This is a genomic window from Crossiella sp. CA-258035 (genome assembly GCF_030064675.1).
Classification (GTDB): domain Bacteria; phylum Actinomycetota; class Actinomycetes; order Mycobacteriales; family Pseudonocardiaceae; genus Crossiella.
On the sequence record NZ_CP116413.1, the window covers coordinates 4470301 to 4491689 of the forward strand.

Genomic DNA, 21389 nt, shown 5'->3' on the forward strand with positions numbered 1-21389 from the left:
ATGACTCCGACGGAACTCCACGTCCCCTTCAACCGGGCCGGCATGCTGGGTCGAGAGATGGCCTACGTCACCGAGGCGATGAGCACGGGCGTCATGGACGGCGACGGCCAGTTCACCAGACAGGCCGGTGAGCTGCTCGCCGGTCTGACGAAGGCCCAGCACGTCTTGCTGACGACGTCGTGCACGCACGCGCTGGAGCTGGCGGCGCTGTTGCTCGACCTGAACCCGGGCGATGAAGTGATCATGCCGTCGTTCACGTTCCCGTCGACGGCGAACGCCTTCGCGCTGCGGGGAGCGGTTCCGGTCTTCGTCGACTGCCGCGCGGACACGCTCAACATCGACGAGCGGCTCATCGAGGCGGCGGTCACGGAACGGACGAGGGCCATCGTGGTCGTGCACTACGCCGGGGTGGGCTGCGCGATGGAGGAGATCCAACGCATTGCCGACCGGCACGGGATCAGCGTGATCGAGGACAACGCGCACGGGCTGGCCGGTGCCTACCGGGGCCGGCCGCTGGGCTCGTTCGGCGCGCTGGCCGCGCAGAGCTTCCACTCGACCAAGAACGTCCACTGCGGCGAGGGCGGCGCCCTGCTGATCAACAATCCCGATCTGGTCGAGCGGGCCGAGATGATCCGTGACAAGGGGACCAACCGCAACGAGTACTTCCGCCGGAAGGTGGACAAGTACCGGTGGGTGAGCCTCGGCTCGAGCTACCTGCTCTCCGATCTGCTCGCCGCTTTCCTCAGCGCGCAACTGGAAGCGCTGCCGACGATCCAGGCGCGCCGGCACGCCGTGTGGAACGCCTACCACGAGGGACTCGCCGTCTGGGCCGGGGACAACGGCGTGGTGCGGCCCACGGTGCCGGCGGACTGCCTGCACTCGGGGCACATCTACTACCTGCTGTTGCCCGACCAGACGGTGCGCAAGGCGTTCCTCGAGCACCTCGCGCGCCAGGGGATCAAGGCGACGTTCCACTACCAGCCGCTGCACCAGGCGCCGGCCGGCGAGCGTTTCGGGCGGTGCGCTCCCGAGGGCTGTCCCATCTCCACCCGGGTCGCCGACCAGCTGGTACGCCTGCCGCTGTACTCCAACATGACCGACGCCGAGGCCGCGCGCGTGGTGGCGGCCATCACCGATTTCGTGGTCAGCTGACCAGCACAGAAGAGGGCGGGGAGCAGACGACGTCCGCTCCCCGCCCTCTTCTGGCTAGCCGAACCAGTGCACGATCGCCTCGCGCAGGGCGTCGCGGTCGTCCACCGACCGCTCGCGGCTGTCGGTCGCCCAGGCGCAGTAGCCGTCCGGCCGGATGAGCAGCGCCGCCGCGGGGGCCGGTTCGTCGGTGTGCGCGGCGACCACCTCGACGCGGTCCTGCCGGTCCTGTGCGAGCGGGCGCAGGTCCTCGCGGCCGGCCAGGTCCAGCAGGACGCCCCGGCCGCTGGAGAGCAGACGGGACACGAGGACCTCGCCGTCCGCGGTCTTGAGCGGCAGGTCGGGGGCGAAACGTCCGGCGAGCGGGTGGTCCGGTGCGGTCTCACCGAGGTCGTACCGGATGTCGGTGCCGGTGATCATGGCGATCAGGTGCCGGTTGACCTCCTCGATGCCGAGCAGCTCCTCGACCAGCGTCCGCAACGGGGTGGTGTGCTGCTCGTCCGGGTTCATCAGTGCCAGCTGTGCCCGGGTGTTCATGAGCACCCGCTGCGCGACCGGCTGGCGCTCACGCTGGTAGGAGTCGAGCACTGCCTCCGACGCCCAGCCGTGGATCCGCCCGGCCAGCTTCCACCCCAGGTTGACCGCGTCCTGCAGCCCCGTGTTGAGGCCCTGGCCGCCGATCGGGAAGTGCACGTGACTGGCGTCGCCGGCCACGAACACCCGTCCTCTGCGGTAGTGCTCGGCGTGGCCGCTGCGGTCGCTGAACCGCGACAGCCACAGCACCGGCTCGGTGAGCGGCACCTCGCGCCCGGTCACCCGGTGCACCGCCTCCCGCAGCTCGGTCAGCGTCGCGGGCGCGTCCCGGTCGACGTCGGGCCGGTTGTACTCCATGGTCACCACCCGGCCGATCCCACCCTCCGGAGGGAAACCGAGCACGATGATGCCGCCCTTGGCCCGCTCCCACTTCATCGGCAGGTTCTTCTCCTGGCAGGTCGCGTAGCCGATCAGGGCGCTCACGCTGGCCTCGACGCCGCGGAACCCCATGTCCGCGAGGCGGCGGACGCTGCTGCGCCCTCCATCGCAGCCCACCAGGTACCGGCCGCGGAACTGGTATGTGCCGTCGGGCCCGGTGACCTCCGCCGTCACCTCGTCCGCGTTCTGCGCCAGACCCGTCACCTCGTGGCCCCGGCGGATCTCGACGCCGAGCTCGGCGGCGCGGTCGGTGAGCAGCCGCTCCGTCTGCGACTGGGGGACCAGCAGCGAGAACTTGTGCCGCGTGTCGAGGTGCTCGTGGACGATGCCGGTGGAGAAGATGCCGGCGAACGGCAAGCCCTCAGTGATGTCGTTGCCCTCGCGGAAGCGCGCGAACAGGCCGCGCGCGGCGAGCGTCTCGACGGTCCTGGTGTGCAGCACACCGGCCCGGTCGTGACCGGTCGGCTCCGCCAGCCGTTCGAGGATGACCGGGCGCACCCCGCCCAGCGCCAGTTCGCAGGCGGTCATCAGGCCGACCGGCCCGCCACCCACTACCACCACGTCGGCGTCGGTCATCGCTTCACTGCCACCAGGATCCGGTCGTTGGTGATCGTGTCGGCGTGGATCACGTCAGCCACCTCGAACCCGGCGTTCTCCGCCCACGAGCCGGCCTCCGCCGCGGTGTACTCCGAGCCGCCCTCGCGGATCATCCGGCAGCGCAGGCTCTGCACGAGCGAGTCCGGATCGGCGCGCTCGTCGTCGATCATCGCGTCGTAGACGATCAGCGCGCCGCCCGGCCGGACCGCCTCGCCGAGCCGAGCGATCAGGCGCCGGCGGTCATCGGCCGGCCAGTCGTGCAGCGTGTGCCCGATGATCGCGACATCGGTCTGCGGCAGTGCGTCGGTGTAGAAGTCGCCGGCGTGGAACCGGACCCGGTCCGCGGCGCCGTAGGCCGCCACGTGCTCGTCGAACAGCGGTTCGACCTGCGGCAGGTCGAACACCGTGCCGGTGAGGTGGGGGAAGGTTCTGACCAGGTGGACGGCGGTGTTGCCACGCGCGCCGCCGAAGTCCACGAACGAGGAGTACCGCTTCCAGTCCACGGCGCTGTCGAGCCAGTAGTTCACGAAGTTGTTGAACGCGTCCATGTGGTCCATGAGCCGGCGGACGTGCTCGGGATCGTCATAGGGCTTCTTGAACGAGTTGGCGAGCAGCCCGGACTGCGCGCGCCCGTCGCGCAGCGCGTCGGTCAGCCTGCCCCACAGCCCGAAATGAATGGAGCCGTGACTGCGCACGGCACCGCCGATGAACGTCGGTTTGCCCGGCACCAGGTATTCGGCGGCGCCGGCGCTGTTGCGGTATTTCCCGGCGACCCGGTCGAGAAGCCCCAATCCCGTGAGCGCGTCGAGGAAGTCCTGTGCCAGTGCGGGCTGCAGACCGAGGTCGGCGAAGATCTCCTCGGCCGTGGCCTGACGTTCGCCCAGATAGGAGAAGAGCCCGAGCTCCACGGCACTGTGCAGGATCCGCGATTTGCAGTACACGACGTTGAGCTCATTGATGGCCCGCGCGACAGCCACAGGATCGGCGGCGAGAGCCTTCTCCGAAAAGTTGGGACTGGTTCCCAGCATTGAGGCCCCTTAGGTCGATGTCCGGCTCTCCACGATCACACCCAGGACTTGATGCGGGCTCGAGCGACGATAGAGCAGCGATGTCGCCGGTCCACCAGAAGTCGAATGGGGGACAGCACGATCAGCGCATGCGGATTCTGCTGACGACGGCCCCGATGCTGAGTCATCTCTACCTGCTGGCACCGCTGGCGTGGGCGTTGCGGGCGGAGGGCCACGACGTCCTGACGGCGGTGCAGCAGGGGTTCGCGGACCCGGTCCTCGGCGCCGGCCTGCCCGTCGTGGAGCACACCCCGCCGATGTCCATCTCGCAAGCGATGGCCGTCGACCGGGCGGGCAGGCCGGTGGAGTGGACGGCCGACCTCCAGCGCGCGGCACAGCGGGCCGCCCGCGGGTTCGCCCGCGTGTCCGCCGCAGCGACCGACGACACCATCGCCCTGGTCCGGGCCTGGCGGCCCGACCTCGTGATCAGCGACCCCTGCGAGTTCGCAGGCCCGATGGCGGCCGCCGCCCACGGAATCCCGTGGGTGACCTACGAGTGGGGAGTGCCGCTCGATCCTGCCTTCCTGCCCGCGGCCGCGGACGAGCTCGCGCCCGAACGCGAGCACCTCGGCCTCACCGGGGCGCCGCTTCCCGCGCTGGTGCTGGACAACCGCCCGCCGAGCCTCCGCACGGAGAACAACGCGGGAACGCATGCCATGCGCTACATCCCGTACAACGGATGCGCGGCCGTGCCGCCGTGGCTGCTCCGGCCGCCGCGTTCCCCGCGCATCTGCGTCACCGTCAGCACCTTCGCCTCAGCCGGCTCGGATCTCGGGATGCTGAAGGACGTCCTGGTGGCGCTGGCCGGCCTGCGCGCGGAGGTCGTGGTGGGCGGCAACGACGACCTGCTGGCCGAGCTGGGCGACCTGCCGGACGGGGTACGGGTGATGGGATGGCTGCCGTTGCAGCTGGTGTTCCCCACCTGTGCGGTGGCCATCCACCACGGCGGGCTGGGCAGCCTGCTGACCTCGCTCTACTACGGGTTGCCGCAACTGGTGCTGCCCGCGGCCGGTTACGACCTCGCGTACGCGGAGATGATCACGGGCCTCTCGGCCGGACGCTGGCTCGACCCCTACACACTCACCGCCGCGCAGGTGCGCTCGAGCGTGGAGGCCCTGCTGCACGTGCCGGTCCACCGCAAAGCGGCCCGCGTGCTCGCCGCGGAGATCGCCGCTCAGCCGGCCCCGGCCGACGTGGTGCCGGTCCTGGAACGCCTCGCCGCGACCCGCCCATGAGCCTTCGAGTCCTGCTGGACCAGCGTTCCACCGCCGGATGTCAGCGTGGCGTCAAGTGCAAGAAGCCACCGATGCGGAGTGGGGCCTAGGTCATGCGCGTGTTGTTCACCACCTTCCCGTGGGCGTCACATCACTACACGATGGTCCCGCTCGCCTGGGCCTTCCGGGCGGCGGGGCACGAAGTGGTCGTGGCCAGCACCCCGGCCCTGGAGTCCACGATCACCGGGTCGGGCCTGCCCGCGGTGAACGTCGGCACGGAGGTCGACCTGGCCCGCATGTCGGCCGGCCCCCGGCTGGCGAACTGGCACGAGGAAAGCGGCTGGCCCACCGGCTGGACCAACAATCCGAGCCTGCTCGGCGAGGAGCGGCTGCAGCTGCTCGAGCGCCTCGCGGGACTGCAGTTCGCCATGGCCGGCGCGATGGTGGACGACCTCGTGGACTTCTCCCGCGCCTGGCGGCCCGACCTGGTCGTGCACAACACGGTGAGCTTCGCCGGGCCCGTCGCCGCCGCGGTCCTCGGCGTCCCCAGCGTCAGCCACCACTGGGGCGGCCCCGGGCTGCACCGCGTCGAGATGCGCAGGCTCGGCTCCGAGCCACTGCCCGGGTACGTCGCGCTCTTCGAACGTTTCGGCGCGCCGGTCAGGTCGCCCTCGCTCTGGATCGACATGTGCCCGGAGAGCCTGCGCATCCCCACGTCGTTCCCGTGCCTGCCGGTGCGCTACATCCCCTACAACGGACCAGGGACGATGCCGGACTGGGCGCTGGACAAGCCGGCCCGGCGGCGGGTCTGCGTCACCTGGGGCGAGACCACGCTGCGGTTGCTCGGCCCGGACGGCCTGGAGATGTTCGGCAAGACGGTGCGCGCGCTCGCCGATCTCGACGCCGAGGTGCTGGTGGTGACCACCGCCGCCCAGCTCGAGGTGCTCGGCGACCTGCCGGCGAACGTGCGGCCCGCGCTGTCCGTGCCGCTGCACATGCTGCTCGACACCTGTGACGTGATCGTGCACCACGGGGGCTCGGGGACCGTGATGACCGCAACCGCGTTCGGGGTCCCGCAACTGGCCATCACCCGCCGTCCCGAACCCGAGCTGCACGGCGAGCGGCTCGCGGCCGTGGGCGCCGGACGACACCTGCCGTACGGCCGCATCTCCCGCGACTCCTCGCCCGAGCTCACCATCCGGGCGGAGGTGGAGACGATGCTCAACGACCCGTCCTACCGCGAGGCGGCACAGCGGATCCAGGCGGAGGTCCTCGCCCGGCCCACGCCCGACCAGGTCGTCCCGGACCTGGAGAAGCTGTGCCTGGGGGGTACCCGGTGAAGGTCCTGTTCGTCACCTCGGGCTGGCCCACCCACTTCTACCTCGTGGCGCCGTTGGCCTGGGCGTTCCGGGTCCGCGGGCACGAGGTCCGGGTGGCCGTGCCGCCATCGGGGGTCGCCACCGTCACCGGTGCCGGCCTGCCCGCCGTACGGGTCGGACGGGACATCGACTTCATGGAACTCCGTCGGCAGACCCTGCCGCACGAGCTTTCCGACGAGCGGCCGGAGACCTTCGAGGAGCTGACGGAGCGGTTCGCAAGCGACGGCGGCGACGGCGGCGTCCTGGGCCAGTGGCAGGACGCGTCCTTCGCCGCGACCGAGGACCTGGTGCGCCTGGCCCGCCGCTGGCGGCCCGACCTCGTCATCGCGGACACCATGTCGATCGGCGGCCTGGTCGCCGCGCACGTCGTCGGCGTGCCGGCGATCCGTCATCTGCTGGCCACCGACATCCTCGGCTCCGTCGACGGCGAAGGGCTGCTGGACATCCTGCCCGGCTTCCGCGAGCACTTCGCGCAGTACGGTGTCGCGCTCGCCGGCGACCCGGCGCACCTCACGCTGGACCCGTGCCCGCCGAGCATGCAGCACCCTCCGGCGCCGTCCCGCCGGCAGATCCGTTTCGTGCCGTACAACGGCACCGCGACGGTGCCGCGATGGCTGCGGGAACCACCGACCCGGCCGCGCGTCTGCGTCACCTGGGGCACCACGTCGGCGTGGTCGGCAGGGGAGAGCAAGTTCCTCGTCCCCGAGATCGTGGAGGCGCTCGGCGAGCTGGACGTGGAGATCATCGTGACGCTCGGCGCCGGGCAACGCCGCTTCCTCGGCGAGACGCCTCCCGGGGTACGGGTGCTCGAGGGGCTGCCGCTGCACCTGCTCATGCCGACGACCGCGGTGCTGATCAACCAGGGCGGCTCGGCGTCGATCCTGACCGGGGCCCGTTACGCGGTGCCGCAGCTGTGCGTCGCCTACCTTCCCGAGCAGGTCAACGACGGGGAGGCCTACGCCTCGACGGGCGCCGGGATCTGCCTGCACGTGGAGAAGATCGACGCGGAGACGCACGGCCGGGCCGTCGGCAGCCTGCTGGGCGACCCGTCCTACCGGCGCGCGGCCGAGCGGGTCCGGGACGAGATGACGCGGCAGCCGAGCCTGGCCGAGACCGTCAGCATGCTGGAGGACCTGTGCGGGAGGAGTGCCGGATGAAGGTCCTGATCGTGACTCCCGGCTGGCGGACGCACTTCTACATGGTCGCACCACTGGCGTGGGCGCTGCGGGTGTCCGGTCACGAGGTCCGGGTGTCCAGCCCGCCGTCCGGGACGGCCGCGATCCTCCAGGCCGGGCTGCCGGCCGTGGCACTCGGCCCGGAGCTGGACTTCATGGGGATCCGGCAGCGCGCCTCGCAGCACGAGGACCCGCTGCACGAGCGGCCGGACACCTACGAAAGCCTCGACCGGATGCTGGACGACAGCCACGCGGCCGAGGTCCTCTCCGCGTGGTACGGGGTAGCGTTCTCGGCGACTGACGACATCGTCGCGTTCGCCCGGGCGTGGCGCCCCGACCTGGTCATCAGCGACGCGCTGTGCGCCGGCGGCCTTGCCGCGGCCCACGTGGTCGGCGTTCCCGCGGTACGTGTGCTGTCCACTGTGGACGTGCTCGGTTCGGTCGACGGCGAGGTGCTGTTCTCGCTTCCCGGCTACCCCGAGCAGTTCGCCGCGCACGACGTCGTGATCAACGGAGACCCGGCCGACGTGACGGTCAACCCGTTCCCGCCGAGCGTTCTGCCGGCGCCGACTGCCTCGCGCCGGGAAATGCGCTTCGTGCCGTACAACGGGCCTGCCCGGATGCCCGCCTGGTTGCTGGAACGGCCCGCGCGTCCCCGGGTCTGCGTCACCTGGGGCACGTCGTCGAACTGGTTCGCCGACAGCGGCCGTTTCCTCGTCCCCGACGTCATCCGCGCGCTCGCGACCGCGGACCTGGAGGTCCTGGTGACCATCGGGCCGGAGCAGCGGAAACTGGTGGGGGACGTGCCCGACGGCGTGCGGCTGGTGGAGAACATGCCCCTGCACCTGCTGTTGCCCGGCAGCGACCTGCTGATCCACCAGGGCGGCGGGTCGACGATGATGACCGCGGCCGCGGCGGGCGTCCCCCAGTTAGTCCTGCCGTACCTGTCCGAGCAGATCGACGTCGCGCAGGCGATCGCCGGGTCCGGAGCGGGTGTCGCGGTCGGGGTCGACGATGCGGACGTGCCCGCCATCCGAGAGCAGGTGGCGAAGCTGCTCGCCGACCAGTCCTGCCGGGAGGCCGCGGAACGCCTGCGGCAGGAGATCCTCGCGCAGCCGTCCCCGCTGGACACCGCGCGGATGCTGGCCGGGCTCGTCGGCAGCGCCTGAGCGGTGCGGGGGCCGGACGGTTCCGGCCCCCGCACACCACCTCAGAGCTCGTCGATCGTCTCGAACACGTCCGGGTCGGGCTTCGCAACGCCACCGAGCTGCTGCACCTGGCTGCGGAAGGCCTCCGCCTGCATGGCGCTGCGGTGCGACTCCGCGTCCTTCCACTGGGCCGTCTCGACGTACACACCCGGGTTGCGCAACGACCGGTACAGCTTGTGGCCGAGGAAGCCGGGCTGGCTGCTCATGTACTCGGTGATGCCGGCCAGGACGCGTTCGAACTCGTCGTTCCGGCCCTCGGACACCTGGAACTTGTTGATCAGGGTTACCACGGCAGTGCCTCCTCCTCGGGGATGGGACGCAGTCGTTCCCGCAGCTCCCGGCGCTGGATCTTGCCGATGCCGGACCGCGGGATCCGCTCCACCACGGTTGTGTCGCGGATGTGCTGGTAGTAGGGCATCCGTGCGTTGACGGACGTCTGGATGGCGGTCGGGTCCGCGCCGTCGCGCACGACGATGAACGCATGTGCCACGGCGCCGCTGAACGGGTCGGGAGCATCGACCACGGCGGCGTCCGCGACGCCGGGCACGGCCAGCAGCACCTCTTCGATCTCACTCGGGGCGACCAGCCAGTTGTCGCACTTGAACACGTCCTTGAGCCGGTCGACCAGGAACAGGTAGCCGTCCTCGTCGATCCTGCCTACGTCGCCGGTGGCGAACCACGCTCCCGGCTCCAGCGGCGGCTCCCCGAGATAGCCCCTCATCAGCTGGGGGCCGCGCACCTGCACCTCGCCGCGCTCGCCTGCCGGCAGCGGCTGGCCGGTCGCGAGGTCGGTCACCCGGCACTCGGTGCCGCTGACCGGCTGGCCCACCGACCCGATCCTCGGGTGTTGCGGGCTGTCGACGTGGGTGAGCGGCGACGTCTCCGCCAGTCCGTACCCCTGCAGCACCGGGATCCCGAAGTGCTCGGACAGCGTGCGGGCGGCGGGCACGGGCAGCGCCGAGCCGCCGGAGAGCACGCGTCCCACCGTCCGCAGCCGCAGGTCCGGCAGCCCGGGATCGGCGGCCAGGCGCGCCAGCCGTACCGGCAGGCTGTAGTAGTGGGTGGCCTCGTTGCGGTTGGCCAGGTCGATCGCGTCCGCGCTGGACGGGCTCGTGCACAGCACCTGGAGGGCGCCGGCGTGCACGGCGGAGTTCAGGTGCATCGGATGGTACGTCGGCAGGTGGTTGAGCGAGATCGCATGCTCGTCCAGCTCGTGTGCCTCGGCGATCTGCGCGGCGTTGACGACCAGGTTGCGATGGCTCAGCACCACCGCCTTCGGCCGGCCCGTGGTGCCACTGGTGAACTGGATGCACGCGGCGTCGTCCGGGTCACCGGCGTCGTCCGGTCCGGCCGAGCCGTCCTCGGACCCGTCCGCGGCGGTGACCGCGTCCAGGTCGGCGACGTGCTCCACGGCCGACGAGGCCCGGGCGCGGGCGGCAACCTCACCGCAGGCGAGCAGCAACCGTGCTCCCGAGGCGCCCACGGTGGCGCGCAGCCCGTCCTCGCGCAGCAGCGGGTTGACGATCGCGACGACGTTGCCGCTGCGGACGACCGCGTAGTAGGCGATGGCGAACGCGGGGTCCAGGACGGCGGCGACGCCGATGACGTGCCCGCGACCGCCGGCCAGCCGGGTGAGCTCCCGCGCGCACCGGGTCACCCGCCGGTCGAGCTCGGTGAAGGTGAGCTCGACCCGGTCAGTTCGGATGGCGATGTGGTCCGGATACCGCTCCGCGGTGCGGCGCAGCATCCGGCCCAGGTGCTCAGCCATTCGCGCGTTCCTCGGCGTACCGCTTGGCGATGTGCAAGTTGCTGAGGCTGTTCGTGCTGAGCACGCGGCGCAGGTACCGCCGGGCGTCCGGCACAGTGGTGCCCTCGCCGAGCAGGGACAGCGCGGACGGCTTGATCGTGGCGGCGTGGCGCGCGCTGGCGATCACGCCCTCCGGCGTCTCGGTGAACTTCCAGTGCCCCAGGTGCGCGTCGAGCAACCCGGGCAGCCGGATCTGCTTGTAGACGATCCGGTGGTGCGGGAAGCAGAGCCGTACCGAGCGCGTGGTGTGCGGGACGCCGTCGGGGGTGTGCGTGTCCATGTCGAAGAACTGCACGTTCGGCTCGTCCTCGGTCATGTCCAGCCGCTTGACGTGCGCCATCCGCTCGGGCCACTTGTCCGCCTCGTACAGCACCCGGTAGACGTCCTCGATGCGCCCGGCGATGAACAGCGGATCCTCGAACGAGATGACCAGCTGCTCGAGCTCCTTCACCCGTTCCGCGGCGTCCTTCAGCGTCGCGAGGTAGGCGGCGGTGCCCTTCTCGACCGCGGCGACCAGCTCGGCGGCCTCGCCGGTGACCGTCAGTTCGTGGCGCATCTCCACGGTGGTGCGCTCCGCGGCGGACTCCTCGAGGAACCAGCCGCCGGATACCTGTTCAGCGGGCGGCCGGGGGTCTTCATGGTCGAACGTGATGCGCAGCCCGGACCGGTCGAGCGTGCGCCGGGTACGCCGGGTCCGCACGGCGCTCAGGCCGTCAAGGGTCCACTGCTGCACGAGATCGGCGCCCTCGCCGCGCTCCAGGTACTCGGCGTGCACGGCGGGCGGGTGGAACTGCGGCCACCGCTCGACGTCGCTGATCAGGTCGTAGACGGTCGCCGCGGGCGCCGCGATGGTGACCGCCTGGACGACGGTCCTTGACTTCGGCATGGTGATACGCCTTCCGGGTCGGAGGGAGTGATCGTCAGACGCGCGCGGAGCGGTTCGACTCGCGGTCGAGCTGCTCTCTCGTCATCCCCATGAAGTGCACGATCTCCTCGTGGTTGGTGGAGCTGGCGAAGTTCTCGAAACCCTTGCGGTAGTAGAGGTCGACGATCGTGAGCTTCGGTGTGAGGTCGGGCGCGCGGTTGGCCCGCAGGGCCGCGATGATCTCCGGGACGTCGTAGCTCAGCGGGATGTTCTCCCGGGTGAAGTACGTACCGCCGTGCAACTCCACCTCGGGGAGCAGCAGCGTCTCACCGGCGTCCTGTCCGGGGTACACGGGCAGCGTGAGCATGTCGAAGCGGATGATCTCGTCGAGTACCGGGCGCATGCCCTCGGGCAGCTTGGGACGCATGGACTCGTGCCACCACTGGGCGAACAGACGCCGTGCCTCGTACGAGCCGAAGAGGTAGCTCAGCGCCTGCCCGTACGCGTCGGAGCCCCCGATGACCGCGTCGAACGCGGCTCGCAGCGGCGCGGCCGCAGGACTGGTCGTCGCCGACATCCACTGCTCGATGTCCTGTAGTGCCTGCGACTGCCGCAGCTCGCCCAGCTCGCGCAACCCGACCCAGAGGTGCCGGAAGACCGCCATCTCGCAGAGCAGCCGCGACCAGTACAGGAACCGCTGCATCTGCTGGTTGGTGGCGAAGGACATCGTGCGGTGCGCCAGCACGTACTCGAAGTCGTCGTTGTCGCCGCGCACCGAGATGATGCCGTGCAGCTCCTTCTGCTCGGCGTACTCGGTGTTCGGCAGCAGCAGCAGTGGATACACCGCGATCCGCGAGACGTGCTGGGACAGCCGGTCGTAGCCGTCCATGAACCCCTGCACGGTTTCCCCCGGTGCGCCCCAGATGAGCTCGGCGTACGAGTCGAGTCCTTCCCGGTCCAGCCACTCGGCGAGTTCTTCCCAGGCGTTGACCTTCATGTTGCGGCGGTTCATCAGCCGCAGCGCGTTGTCGTCCAGCGTCTGCAGGGCGAGGGTGAACGAACTGCGCATGCCGGCCTGCTTGAGCTTGTGCACGATGGAGAAGAAGACCGCCGACTTGTTCTTCGCCCATGAGGTCTCCAGCGCCCGCGGAAAGCCGTGCACCTCCCGGATCCGCAGCAGGTCGTCGACGAACTCCTCGTCGATCGGCAGCATGCCGAAGTTCGCGTCGCACAGCACGATCGTGTGCACCTTCAGCTTGGCGAACAGCTCGAGCTCGGCGCGCAGACGCTCCCGGGAGAAGGCCCGCACCCGCTGGCCGGTGGCGCCGCCCCAGTAGCAGAACGAGCACTTGTACGGACATCCCCGGTTGGTCTCCATCAGCGCGACGTCGTACCGGAAGGCGCCCTCCTCGTCGAGCAGCGGGATGGCCCCGGTCAGGAACGGTGAGGGGATGCAGTCCAGGTCCTGGATTCGCTCGCGGGCCGGCGTGGTGACCGGCACGTTGTCGAGTCCCTGGTAGGTGATGCCCTCCACCGCGCCGAGGTCGTGACGGGAGCCGCCGTCCAGGTAGGCGGCTACCAGGTCGCAGAACGTCAGCTCACCCTCGCCGTTCACCACGATGTCGACGTCCGGGAACATCCGGAACGTCCGCTCGGCCTGGTTGGCCACGTGCGTGCCGCCGAAGACGACCCAGCCGTCCGGGTTGAGCTGCTTGAAGGTCTCGGCGAGCGAGCCGAACGCCCGGTAGTTCCAGCCGAACACCGAGAAGGCGAGGATGTCCGGCGGGCCGGCGCGCAGCAGGTCGTTGGCCATCGCGGCCAGTGTCACCTCGCCGCGGTAGTTGACGATGTCGATGTCGACGTGCGGCCCGGTGCGCGGGTCCGTCAGCGCCATGGCCTTCATGTATCCGGCCGCCAGCGGCATCGACTCCAGCGGCATGTCCCACACGCCCTGCTGGATCATCGTGATCCGGACCTTGCCGCCGGACCCTGGCGACGCCGCGGGCGCACGGGGCGCATGAGTGCGGGAGTTCTTCGGGGGGTGGGACTGGTGCATTATCTACCACCTGCAACCGTGATGAGTTCGCCGTTCACATGGCCGTTTGCCGCCGAGCACAGGAATGCCACGACGTTCGCCACCTCCTGCGGTGTGCTGAGCCGCCCGCTCGGGGTCTCCCGGATGGCAGCCGATCGGACGTGCTCGGGCAGGTCCGCGCGGACGCCCTCGGTGAGGGTCAGTCCCGGGCAGACGGTGTTGACCAGGACGCCGTCGCGTGACAGGTCCCAGATCAGGCTCCTGGCCAGCCCGTGCAGCGCCGCCTTGACCGCGCCGTACACCTCCTGGCCTGGTCCGCCCCGGTGCGCGAGGTGCGAGGAGATCAGCGCGATGCGGCCCCAGCCGCGCCGTCGCATGCCCGAGGACATGAGCTGCACCGTGCGGATCGTGCCGGGGAGGTTCTCCCGCACGACCGGCCACCACTCGTCGATCGGCACCTCGTCGAAGCGTTCGTCCGGCGGGCGTCGGCGCCCGAGCCGGACCGCGTTGGCGACCAGCACGTCCGGTCCGGCACCCCAATGATCGTGGAGGGCGCCGGCCAGCCGGTCCGGGGCGTCCAGGCCGGCCAGCTCGTACGGCACGGCGAGCGCGCCGCCCAGCTCCTCCGCGACGTTCTTCGCCCGGATCGCGTCGGATCTGTAGGTGATCGCGACCCGGGCGCCTGCGGCGGCGAACACCCGCGCGGTCGCGAGGCCGATGCCACGGGTGCCGCCGGTGACGAGCACGGTCTTGTCTGCCAGGCCGAGGTCCATCAGCGCACCGGATCGGTGAGCGCGGCCGACAGGTGCAACCGCGCGAACGCCGCGGTGAGGGCGGCCGGGTCGAGGCGTTCGCCACGGTCGGAGACGTAGCCGTCGGGACGCACGAGCAGCCATCCCTGACTGGCCAGACCGAGGCCGCGGCGGACCACCTCGTCCACGACGTGCGGCGACAGCCAGTCCGCGTGTTCCTTCCCCACGGCGGACACGAGGTGCCGGTCCGCGTCCGCGGTCACCGCCAGGGTCCAGCGGCCGTCGCGCAGCTGCGCCAGGAGAGCGGACCAGCCAGGCTGCGCGGCGTCAGCCTCGGTGACTTCGGTGACGCGTCCACCGGGTCGTGGCCCCCGCGCCGCCGGATCCGTGCCGGCGTGGGTGAGCGGACTGTCGTCGTAGCGCAGGGCGAGGGCGGTCATGCCGCGCATGATCTTGCGCTCGATCTTGCCCTTGAGCGGTGGTGTGTTGCGGATGACCGCGAAGGCGATCGGCAGCGCCACGCCCTGAACGGCGCTCTTGAGCGCCACCATCCGGGTCGCGGTCTTCGTCGTGTCGAGGAGCGCCCGTCCCACCGGGACACGCTCGGCGGAGAAACTGTCGAGCAGCGGGTCACGGGCGTGCCCGCGGACGACCATGGCCAGCTTCCAGGCCAGGTTGAACGCGTCCTGGACGCCGGTGTTGAGGCCTTGGCCGGAGGCGGGGCTGTGCACGTGCGCGGCGTCGCCGGCGACGAAGCACCGGCCGTCGCGCATCCGGGGGATCATGCGCTGCTGGATGTCGAAGACGGAGACCCAGGTGAGGTCGCGGACCGTGGCGGGCAGGCCGCACCCTGTCCTGATCTTGTCGGCGAAGCGTGCGGCCAGCGCCTCCTTGTCGCCGTCGTAGCTGACGTCGACCGTGTCCAGCAGCCGCCACCGCCCCTCCTGCGGGAACGGCACGAGCATGATCGTCCCGCCCTTGAGGTGCATCAGGTGCAGGCTGTCCGTGGGCAGGTCCACCTCGACCGAGGCGTCGGCGATCAGCCACCGCTCGCTGGAGTCGCCGATCAGCGGCAGTTCGAGCCGCTTGCGGACGGTGCTGTGGCCGCCGTCGCAGCCGACCAGCCACGGCGTCCGCACCTGCTCGGAGGAGCCGTCGGCGCGACGCAGCGTGGCGATCGCCTCCGTGTCGTTCTGCCGCAGATCCTCCAGGCGCACGCCCCACTCGACGGCCGTGCCGAGGCCCTCCACCGCCTCACGCAGCACCTCCTCGGTCAGGGCCTGGTCGATGACGAGGGTGAACGGGAACCGGGTCGGGAGCTCGGAGTAGTCCGGCCCGAAGCGCACCAGCCGGCGGCCGCGCTGGTGCATGGTGAAGTGCTGCACCCGCCGGCCTCGCGCGAGAACGCGGTCCACGATCCCCATCTGGTCGTAGATCTCCAGCGATCGCGCGTGCGTGGCCAGGGCGCGGCTGGTGACGGACGGCCCGTCCGCGGAGTCGATCAGCCGCACCCGCACGCCCCGCCGCAGCAGCTCGTGGGTCAGGGTGAGGCCGACCGGGCCGGCACCCACCACCAGGACGTCCGTCATCGCCCGCCCTCCTGGTCCGCGAGATCGGGGTCGGTCCAGAGGACGACGGGCTCCAGGATCTCGTCGATGCGCTTGATGACCTCGGTTTCCAGCGTCACCCCGGCCGCCGCGGCGTTCTGCGCGAACTGCTCCGGACGCGACGCGCCCAGCACCAGGCCGCTGACCGCCCGGTCGCGCAACGCCCAGGCGATGGCGAGCTGAGCGGTGGTCAGCTCCAGCTCCTCGGCCAGCGGGTTCAGCTGCTGCACGCGGGAGAGCACCTCGTCGGAGAGCATCCGCTGCATGACCGGCGCCCGGCCGCCCTTCATGTCCGTGGCGCGGGAGCCTGCCGGTGGTGGCGCGCCAACGGCGTACTTGCCGGTGAGCACGCCCTGCTCGAGCGCGAAGTAGGGCAGGATGCCGATGCCCAGCTCCGCGCAGGCGGGGAAGACCTCCGGCTCGGCCACCCGCCACACCATGGAGTAGCGGACGCTGTTGGCGATCAGCGGGACACGGAGCTCCCTGGCGAGCTCGACGGCGCGCCTGATCTGCGGGATCTCCCACTCGGAGATGCCCATGTACCGGATCTTGCCGGCGCGCACCAGGTCCGAGAAGGTCAGCATCGTCTCCTCGAGCGGCGTTTCCTCGTCGTACCGATGCGCGATGTAGACGTCGATGTGGTCGGTGCGCAGCCGCCGCAGTGAGCCCTCGACCGCCTCGAGGACGTGCTTGCGGGAGAGCCCCCTGCCGTTCGGCTCGTAGCGGATCGGGAAACCGACCTTGGTGATGATCTCCACGCTGTCCCGCGGAACGTTCTCCAAGGCGACGCCGAGCGCGGACTCGCACGCGAAGAGGCCGTAGATGTCGGCGGTGTCGAACGTGGTGACACCCGCGTCCAGCGCAGCCCGCGCGTGCGCCACCAGCTCGGCCTCGTCCGCATCTCCCGGGTAGCGGAGATTTCCGTAGATGATCTCGCTGACGGACAACCCGCTCGCGCCCACCTTGCGATATTCCATGTGCCTCTCCCAAGGAATGCATCGGTAGCACAGCGGACCGTATTCAAGGCCTCTCAAGACCAGCTCGAGCCGAGAACGAAGAACCAGCACCGGTTCGCCCCGCCACCGTCGAGCCGACTTCGAGCTGGATAGAGGACGATCTGACGGCAGCAGACCGCCAGTTGAGGAGCGACATGACCAACCTTCGAGTCGCACCGACGCAGCTCGGCGCCGCAGGCGCGGACGCCGCGCGCCGATTCACGAGCTCCGCTCTGACCACCGAGAGCGCCGTGACGCGCAACGAGAGGTTCGCCGCGTGGTTCGCCGACCGCTCCCAGGCGCAGCGCATCGAAGTGAAGAACATTCTCTTCAGGGATATGGACAAGTGGGGTTTCGAAGAGGGCACCGGAAACCTGGTGCACGCGAGCGGACGCTTCTTCACGATTTCCGGGCTGTGCGTGCAGACCCAGTTCGAGCCGTTCATCGAATGGTCCCAGCCCATCATCAACCAGCCGGAGATCGGGATCCTGGGGCTGGTCGCACGCGACTTCGGCGGCATCCTGCACTTTCTCGTGCAGGCGAAGACGGAGCCGGGGAACGTCAACGGCGTGCAGATATCGCCCACCGTGCAGGCGACCTACAGCAACTACAGCGGCGTCCACCGCGGTTCGCCCGTGCGTTACCTCGAGTGCTTCGTCCAGATGACCGCCTCCGGCCGCGCGCGGGTGCTCGTCGACGTCCTCCAGTCCGAGCAGGGCGCCTGGTACTGGTGCAAGCGCAACCGCAACATGATCGTGGAGGTCTTCGAGGACCTGCCTGGCCACGAGGACTTCTGCTGGCTGACCCTCGGCCAGATCCAGCAGCTGCTCGGCCGGGACAACGTGGTGAACATGGACGCCCGGTCGGTGCTGGCCTGCATACCGTTCACCGGCCCTGCGGCGGAGGACGGCACCGGCGCGCTCGGCGACGGCCTGTCCCGGTCCATGCGGCCGAGCGAGGGCGTGCACACACTGGACGAGATCGACAGCTGGCTCCGCGACATGAAGACCCGGCAGAGCATCCTGCGCAGCCCGATCAACCTGGCCGACGTGGCCGGCTGGCGGCGGGGCCCGGGCGCGATCACGCACGAGGAGGGCCGGCATTTCAGCGTCGAGGCGGTCGAGATCACGGCGAACAGCCGGGAGGTGAGCCGGTGGACGCAGCCGCTGCTGCAACCGGTCGCGGAAGGCGTCGTCGCGTTCTTGGTCCGGGACATCGGCGGAGTCACGCACGTGCTGCTGCACGCCAAGACGGAACCGGGACTGGTGGACATGGTGGAGCTCGCGCCCACGGTCCAGGGGGTTTCCGACAGCTACCGCGGGTTGAGCGCGGACCGGCAGCCGCGTTACCTCGACTACGTGCTCGCCATCGATCCCGCACGAGTGGTCTACGAGACACGGCTGTCCGAGGAGGGTGGCCGGTTCCTGCACGCCGTCAACCGCTACATGGTGGTCGACACCGGCGACGACGTGCCGGTCGACGTGGTCGGGCCGTACCGGTGGGTCACGCTGGGACAGCTCACCGAGCTGATCCGGCACAGCTACTACCTCAACATGCAGGCCCGCACAGTGCTGGCCTGCCTGCACGCGCTGTGGGGCGGGCTCGCGCGATGAGCCAGACGCCGCTCCGGATCGGGGTCATGGGCTGCGCGGACATCGCGTGGCGCCGCACGCTGCCCGCGATGGCCGCCGTGCCGCAGGTCGCGCTCGTCGCGGTGGGCAGCCGCGACCGGGAACGCGCCGCGCTGTTCGCCGGCCGGTTCGGCGGCGATCCGGTGGTCGGTTACGAGCGGATCCTCGAGCGTGCGGACGTGGACGCGGTCTATGTGCCGCTCCCGATCGGCCTGCACGGCGAGTGGGTGGCCCGCGCGCTGGCCGCGGGGAAGCACGTGCTGGTGGAGAAGCCGCTGACGACCGGACGTGACGCGGCGGAGGAGCTGGTACTGGCCGCGCGGCGACGAGGGCTGGTGCTGATGGAGAACTTCGCGTTCCTGCACCATTCCCAGCACGCGTTCGTGCGGCGGCTGATCGCCGAGGGCGCCATCGGCGACCTGCGCTCGGTGACCAGTGAGTTCGGCGTCCCACCGCGCGCGCCGGAGGACTTCCGGTACCGCGAGGACCTCGGCGGCGGGGCGCTGCTGGACATGGGCGTCTACCCGTTGCGGGCCGCGATGATGTTCCTCGGCCCGGATCTCGAGGTGCGCGGCGCCAGCCTGCGGTTCGACCCGGCGTACCGGGTGGAGGTCTCCGGGAGTGTGCTGCTCACCTCCCCGCAGGACGTCACCGCGCACCTCACCTTCGGGTTCGAGCGCTCCTACCGGTGCCGGTACGCCGTGTGGGGATCCGCCGGCCGGTTGTCAGTCGACCGCGCGTTCACCTCGCCGGACTGGCTGCGCCCGGTGGTGCGCATCCAGCGGCAGGACCGGTTGGAGGAGCTGACCCTCCCGGCCGAGGACCAGTTCGCCGAGAGCCTGCGCGCGTTCGCCGCCGCGGTGGGCGACGAGGCCGGCCCGGGTGGTGACGGCGACCTGATGACCACCCTCGCCGGTCTCGTCGAGTCCGTCCGGGCCGCGGCCCGGACGGCAACCCCTGTTCCCTGACCTGGTGTCAGGCCGCGCCGGCGCAGCCGGCCGGGAGCCAGGCGGTGTCCTCCGCGCCGCCGAAGACGCGCAGCCGAGTGCCCTGATGGCACAGCTGCAGCATGCCGTCCAGCTTCTCGCGGGCGTAGCACCACACGAGCTCCGGGAAGGCGAACTGGGCGTTCCCGTCCTCTTCGTAGAACATCCGCAACAGGTGATGGTCCTCCAGGTACGCGAGCGCCCGCTTCACCGAGCCGAGATCCCGGCCGAGGAGATCGGCCGCGGCCTCAGCGGGGAAGCGGCCCGCCGGGAACATCGCGAGCAACCGGAAGATGCCCTGCGTCTCCCGGTCCATCGCTCGATAGCTGGAGTCGAACCGGGCACGGATGTCGAGTCCCTCGAACGGCAGCTCGTCGAACAGGTGAGCCGGCCGGCTGATCTGCTTGGCGACGCCGCGCAGCGACAGCGTCGGGTTCGCCACCAGCCTGCTGCCTATGCAGCGAAGGGCGAGCGGGTGCCGGCAGAACTCGGACTCGATCAGGTCGGCAGCCGCCTGTTCCTCGGTGTCGATCCGGGATCGACCCACCAGCTGGATGAGCAAGTCGAGGGCCTCACCGCGGCTGAGCACCTCCAGATCGACCCGCCGCGATCCGGCCAGGCCGAACAGTCTTGAGCGGCTGGTGACTATCACCCCGCACTGCGGGTCACCGGGCAGCACCGCGCTGAGGTCGACCGGCGGGACGTTGTCGAGCAGCAGCAGGATGCGGCGTCCTGCCGTGATGGAGCGGAACAGCTTCCCGCGCTCCTCCGCGGTGTCCGGCATCTGGTGGCGGGTGACCCCCATGGCGGTGAGCAGGCCGTGGGCGAGCTCGGCGACGTCTCTGCGGGTGCCGGCGCGACCGTTGAGATCGGCGTAGAGCTGGCCGTCAGGGAAGCGAGTCCGCAGCCGGTGCGCGATGTGTATCGCCAGCGCGGTCTTGCCCACCCCCGGCATCCCCGAGATCACGGCGACCGGCGTCGCGTTCTTGGCGGGGCAGGTGAACTCGGCTTCTATCTCATCGCGGATGGCCGTTCGGCCGGTGAACTCCGCGATGGCGGGCGGAAGCTGCGCGGGCTGCCCAGGCCAGAGCGCGGCCTCGGCGGTCACCGCCGCCCGCGGTTCCTCCTGGGCAACCGTTTGCATTGGCGCGACGCCACCGATCTCGAGCGGGGCGGCTGGCTGCAGGGCGAACGGCGACTCGATCGAGGTGTCGGAGAGCATCGACTGGTGCAGCCGCTGAATCTCCCGGCCCGGCTCCAGGCCCAGCTCCTTGATCACGTTGCCACGGTGCAACTGGTACAGCTCCAGCGCCTCGTGCCGTCGGCCCGAGTGGTAGAGCGCGGTCATCAGCGCCGCGTGCAGTTGTTCGTCCAGCAGGTGGGTCTGCACGAGCGACTTGAGCTCACCGATCGTCTCGCGGTAGCGCCCGAGCGCGAAGTCGGCCCGGATGCGCAGCTCCAGAGTGCGCGCACGCTGCTCCTCCAGCCCGGTCGCGTAGGAGGAGAGCAGCGTGCCGCGCGCCACGTCGACCAGGGCGGGACCGCGCCAGACGCTCAGCGCCTGCTCGAGGAACTTCGACGCGTTCGCGGCGTCACCCTGATCGAGCAGTTCCTTGCCCCGGCTGGCGTCGGCCTCGAAGCGGTGCAGGTCAAGGGCCTCGTCCGGGACGAACAACTTGTAGCCGCCCGGCCAGGTGCTGAGGATGTCGCCCGCCTCGCACTCGGCGAGGATCCGGCGCAGCTTGTAGATGTAGGTCTGCAGGGTGGTCATCGCGCTGGACGGCGGGTTGTCCTCCCACAGCTCGTCGATGAGCTCACCGGTCTGGACCAGCGCGTTGCGCCGGAGCGTGAGCAGCGAGGCGACCTGCCGTGGTTTGGCTGCCGTCGGAATGATGTTCCGTCCGCAGTAGACGATTTCTAAAGGCCCGAGCACTCGAAAGTCCATGCGTC

Annotated in this window: 17 protein-coding genes; 7 read left to right on the forward strand and 10 right to left on the reverse strand. The window is 70.4% G+C overall.

Annotation, left to right across the window (positions count from 1 at the left end; genetic code table 11):
- Positions 1-1152, forward strand: coding sequence for a dTDP-4-amino-4,6-dideoxygalactose transaminase (gene rffA / locus N8J89_RS20290; protein ID WP_283665951.1), 1152 nt, complete (start codon positions 1-3; stop codon positions 1150-1152).
- A 54-nt stretch (positions 1153-1206) separates the two neighbouring features.
- Here rffA and N8J89_RS20295 read toward each other — a convergent pair whose 3' ends face one another.
- Together N8J89_RS20295 and N8J89_RS20300 are read right to left on the reverse strand one after the other, a co-directional pair.
- Positions 1207-2697: an FAD-dependent monooxygenase gene (locus tag N8J89_RS20295; RefSeq protein WP_283665952.1), complete on the reverse strand. Its 1491-nt coding sequence runs from the start codon at positions 2695-2697 to the stop codon at positions 1207-1209.
- Positions 2694-3746, reverse strand: a complete 1053-nt coding sequence (locus N8J89_RS20300; RefSeq protein ID WP_283665953.1) for a methyltransferase — start codon at positions 3744-3746, stop codon at positions 2694-2696. Before N8J89_RS20300 ends, N8J89_RS20295 begins: the two co-directional genes overlap by 4 nt.
- A gap of 128 nt (positions 3747-3874) precedes the next feature.
- On the opposite strand from N8J89_RS20300, the gene N8J89_RS20305 reads away from it, so the two are divergent.
- The 4 genes from N8J89_RS20305 (at position 3875) to N8J89_RS20320 (ending at position 8722) form a co-directional block, all read left to right on the forward strand.
- The gene (locus tag N8J89_RS20305; RefSeq protein WP_283665954.1) at positions 3875-5020 is read left to right on the forward strand and encodes a nucleotide disphospho-sugar-binding domain-containing protein; all 1146 of its coding nucleotides are present in this window, start codon (positions 3875-3877) and stop codon (positions 5018-5020) included.
- Between the two features lie 92 nt (positions 5021-5112).
- Positions 5113-6339 (forward strand): nucleotide disphospho-sugar-binding domain-containing protein, encoded by a 1227-nt coding sequence (locus N8J89_RS20310; protein WP_283665955.1) that lies wholly within the window; start codon positions 5113-5115, stop codon positions 6337-6339.
- Positions 6336-7535 (forward strand): nucleotide disphospho-sugar-binding domain-containing protein, encoded by a 1200-nt coding sequence (locus tag N8J89_RS20315; RefSeq protein WP_283665956.1) that lies wholly within the window; start codon positions 6336-6338, stop codon positions 7533-7535. The genes N8J89_RS20310 and N8J89_RS20315 overlap by 4 nt, the downstream gene beginning before the upstream one ends.
- Positions 7532-8722 carry a nucleotide disphospho-sugar-binding domain-containing protein gene (locus N8J89_RS20320; protein ID WP_283665957.1) on the forward strand — a complete coding sequence of 397 codons (1191 nt, stop codon included), beginning with the start codon at positions 7532-7534 and terminating at the stop codon, positions 8720-8722. Before N8J89_RS20315 ends, N8J89_RS20320 begins: the two co-directional genes overlap by 4 nt.
- Positions 8723-8763: 41 nt before the next feature.
- Here N8J89_RS20320 and N8J89_RS20325 read toward each other — a convergent pair whose 3' ends face one another.
- The 7 genes from N8J89_RS20325 to N8J89_RS20355 all read right to left on the reverse strand — a co-directional run bounded on the left by N8J89_RS20325 (position 8764) and on the right by N8J89_RS20355 (position 16804).
- Positions 8764-9051 (reverse strand): antibiotic biosynthesis monooxygenase family protein, encoded by a 288-nt coding sequence (locus tag N8J89_RS20325; RefSeq protein ID WP_283665958.1) that lies wholly within the window; start codon positions 9049-9051, stop codon positions 8764-8766.
- The gene (locus N8J89_RS20330; protein ID WP_283665959.1) at positions 9045-10529 is read right to left on the reverse strand and encodes a class I adenylate-forming enzyme family protein; all 1485 of its coding nucleotides are present in this window, start codon (positions 10527-10529) and stop codon (positions 9045-9047) included. Before N8J89_RS20330 ends, N8J89_RS20325 begins: the two co-directional genes overlap by 7 nt.
- On the reverse strand, positions 10522-11454 hold the full coding sequence (locus N8J89_RS20335) for an aromatase/cyclase (protein ID WP_283665960.1): 933 nt from the start codon (positions 11452-11454) through the stop codon (positions 10522-10524). The genes N8J89_RS20330 and N8J89_RS20335 overlap by 8 nt, the downstream gene beginning before the upstream one ends.
- A gap of 34 nt (positions 11455-11488) precedes the next feature.
- Positions 11489-13396 (reverse strand): KedN5 family methylcobalamin-dependent radical SAM C-methyltransferase, encoded by a 1908-nt coding sequence (locus N8J89_RS20340; RefSeq protein ID WP_283665961.1) that lies wholly within the window; start codon positions 13394-13396, stop codon positions 11489-11491.
- Between the two features lie 92 nt (positions 13397-13488).
- The gene (locus tag N8J89_RS20345) at positions 13489-14241 is read right to left on the reverse strand and encodes an SDR family NAD(P)-dependent oxidoreductase (RefSeq protein WP_283665962.1); all 753 of its coding nucleotides are present in this window, start codon (positions 14239-14241) and stop codon (positions 13489-13491) included.
- Positions 14241-15809, reverse strand: a complete 1569-nt coding sequence (locus tag N8J89_RS20350; protein ID WP_283665963.1) for an FAD-dependent monooxygenase — start codon at positions 15807-15809, stop codon at positions 14241-14243. The genes N8J89_RS20345 and N8J89_RS20350 overlap by 1 nt, the downstream gene beginning before the upstream one ends.
- Positions 15806-16804, reverse strand: a complete 999-nt coding sequence (locus tag N8J89_RS20355) for an aldo/keto reductase (RefSeq protein WP_283665964.1) — start codon at positions 16802-16804, stop codon at positions 15806-15808. Before N8J89_RS20355 ends, N8J89_RS20350 begins: the two co-directional genes overlap by 4 nt.
- Positions 16805-17073: 269 nt before the next feature.
- Here N8J89_RS20355 and N8J89_RS20360 point away from each other — a divergent pair, with 269 nt between their 5' ends.
- Together N8J89_RS20360 and N8J89_RS20365 are read left to right on the forward strand one after the other, a co-directional pair.
- A complete protein-coding gene (locus tag N8J89_RS20360; RefSeq protein ID WP_283665965.1) occupies positions 17074-18435 on the forward strand; it encodes an NDP-hexose 2,3-dehydratase family protein in 1362 nt (453 codons plus the stop codon).
- The gene (locus tag N8J89_RS20365) at positions 18432-19421 is read left to right on the forward strand and encodes a Gfo/Idh/MocA family protein (RefSeq protein WP_283665966.1); all 990 of its coding nucleotides are present in this window, start codon (positions 18432-18434) and stop codon (positions 19419-19421) included. Before N8J89_RS20360 ends, N8J89_RS20365 begins: the two co-directional genes overlap by 4 nt.
- Positions 19422-19428: 7 nt before the next feature.
- Here the strand turns inward: N8J89_RS20365 and N8J89_RS20370 are convergent, their stop codons facing one another.
- Positions 19429-21384: an AfsR/SARP family transcriptional regulator gene (locus tag N8J89_RS20370; protein ID WP_283665967.1), complete on the reverse strand. Its 1956-nt coding sequence runs from the start codon at positions 21382-21384 to the stop codon at positions 19429-19431.
- Positions 21385-21389: the final 5 nt, after the last annotated feature.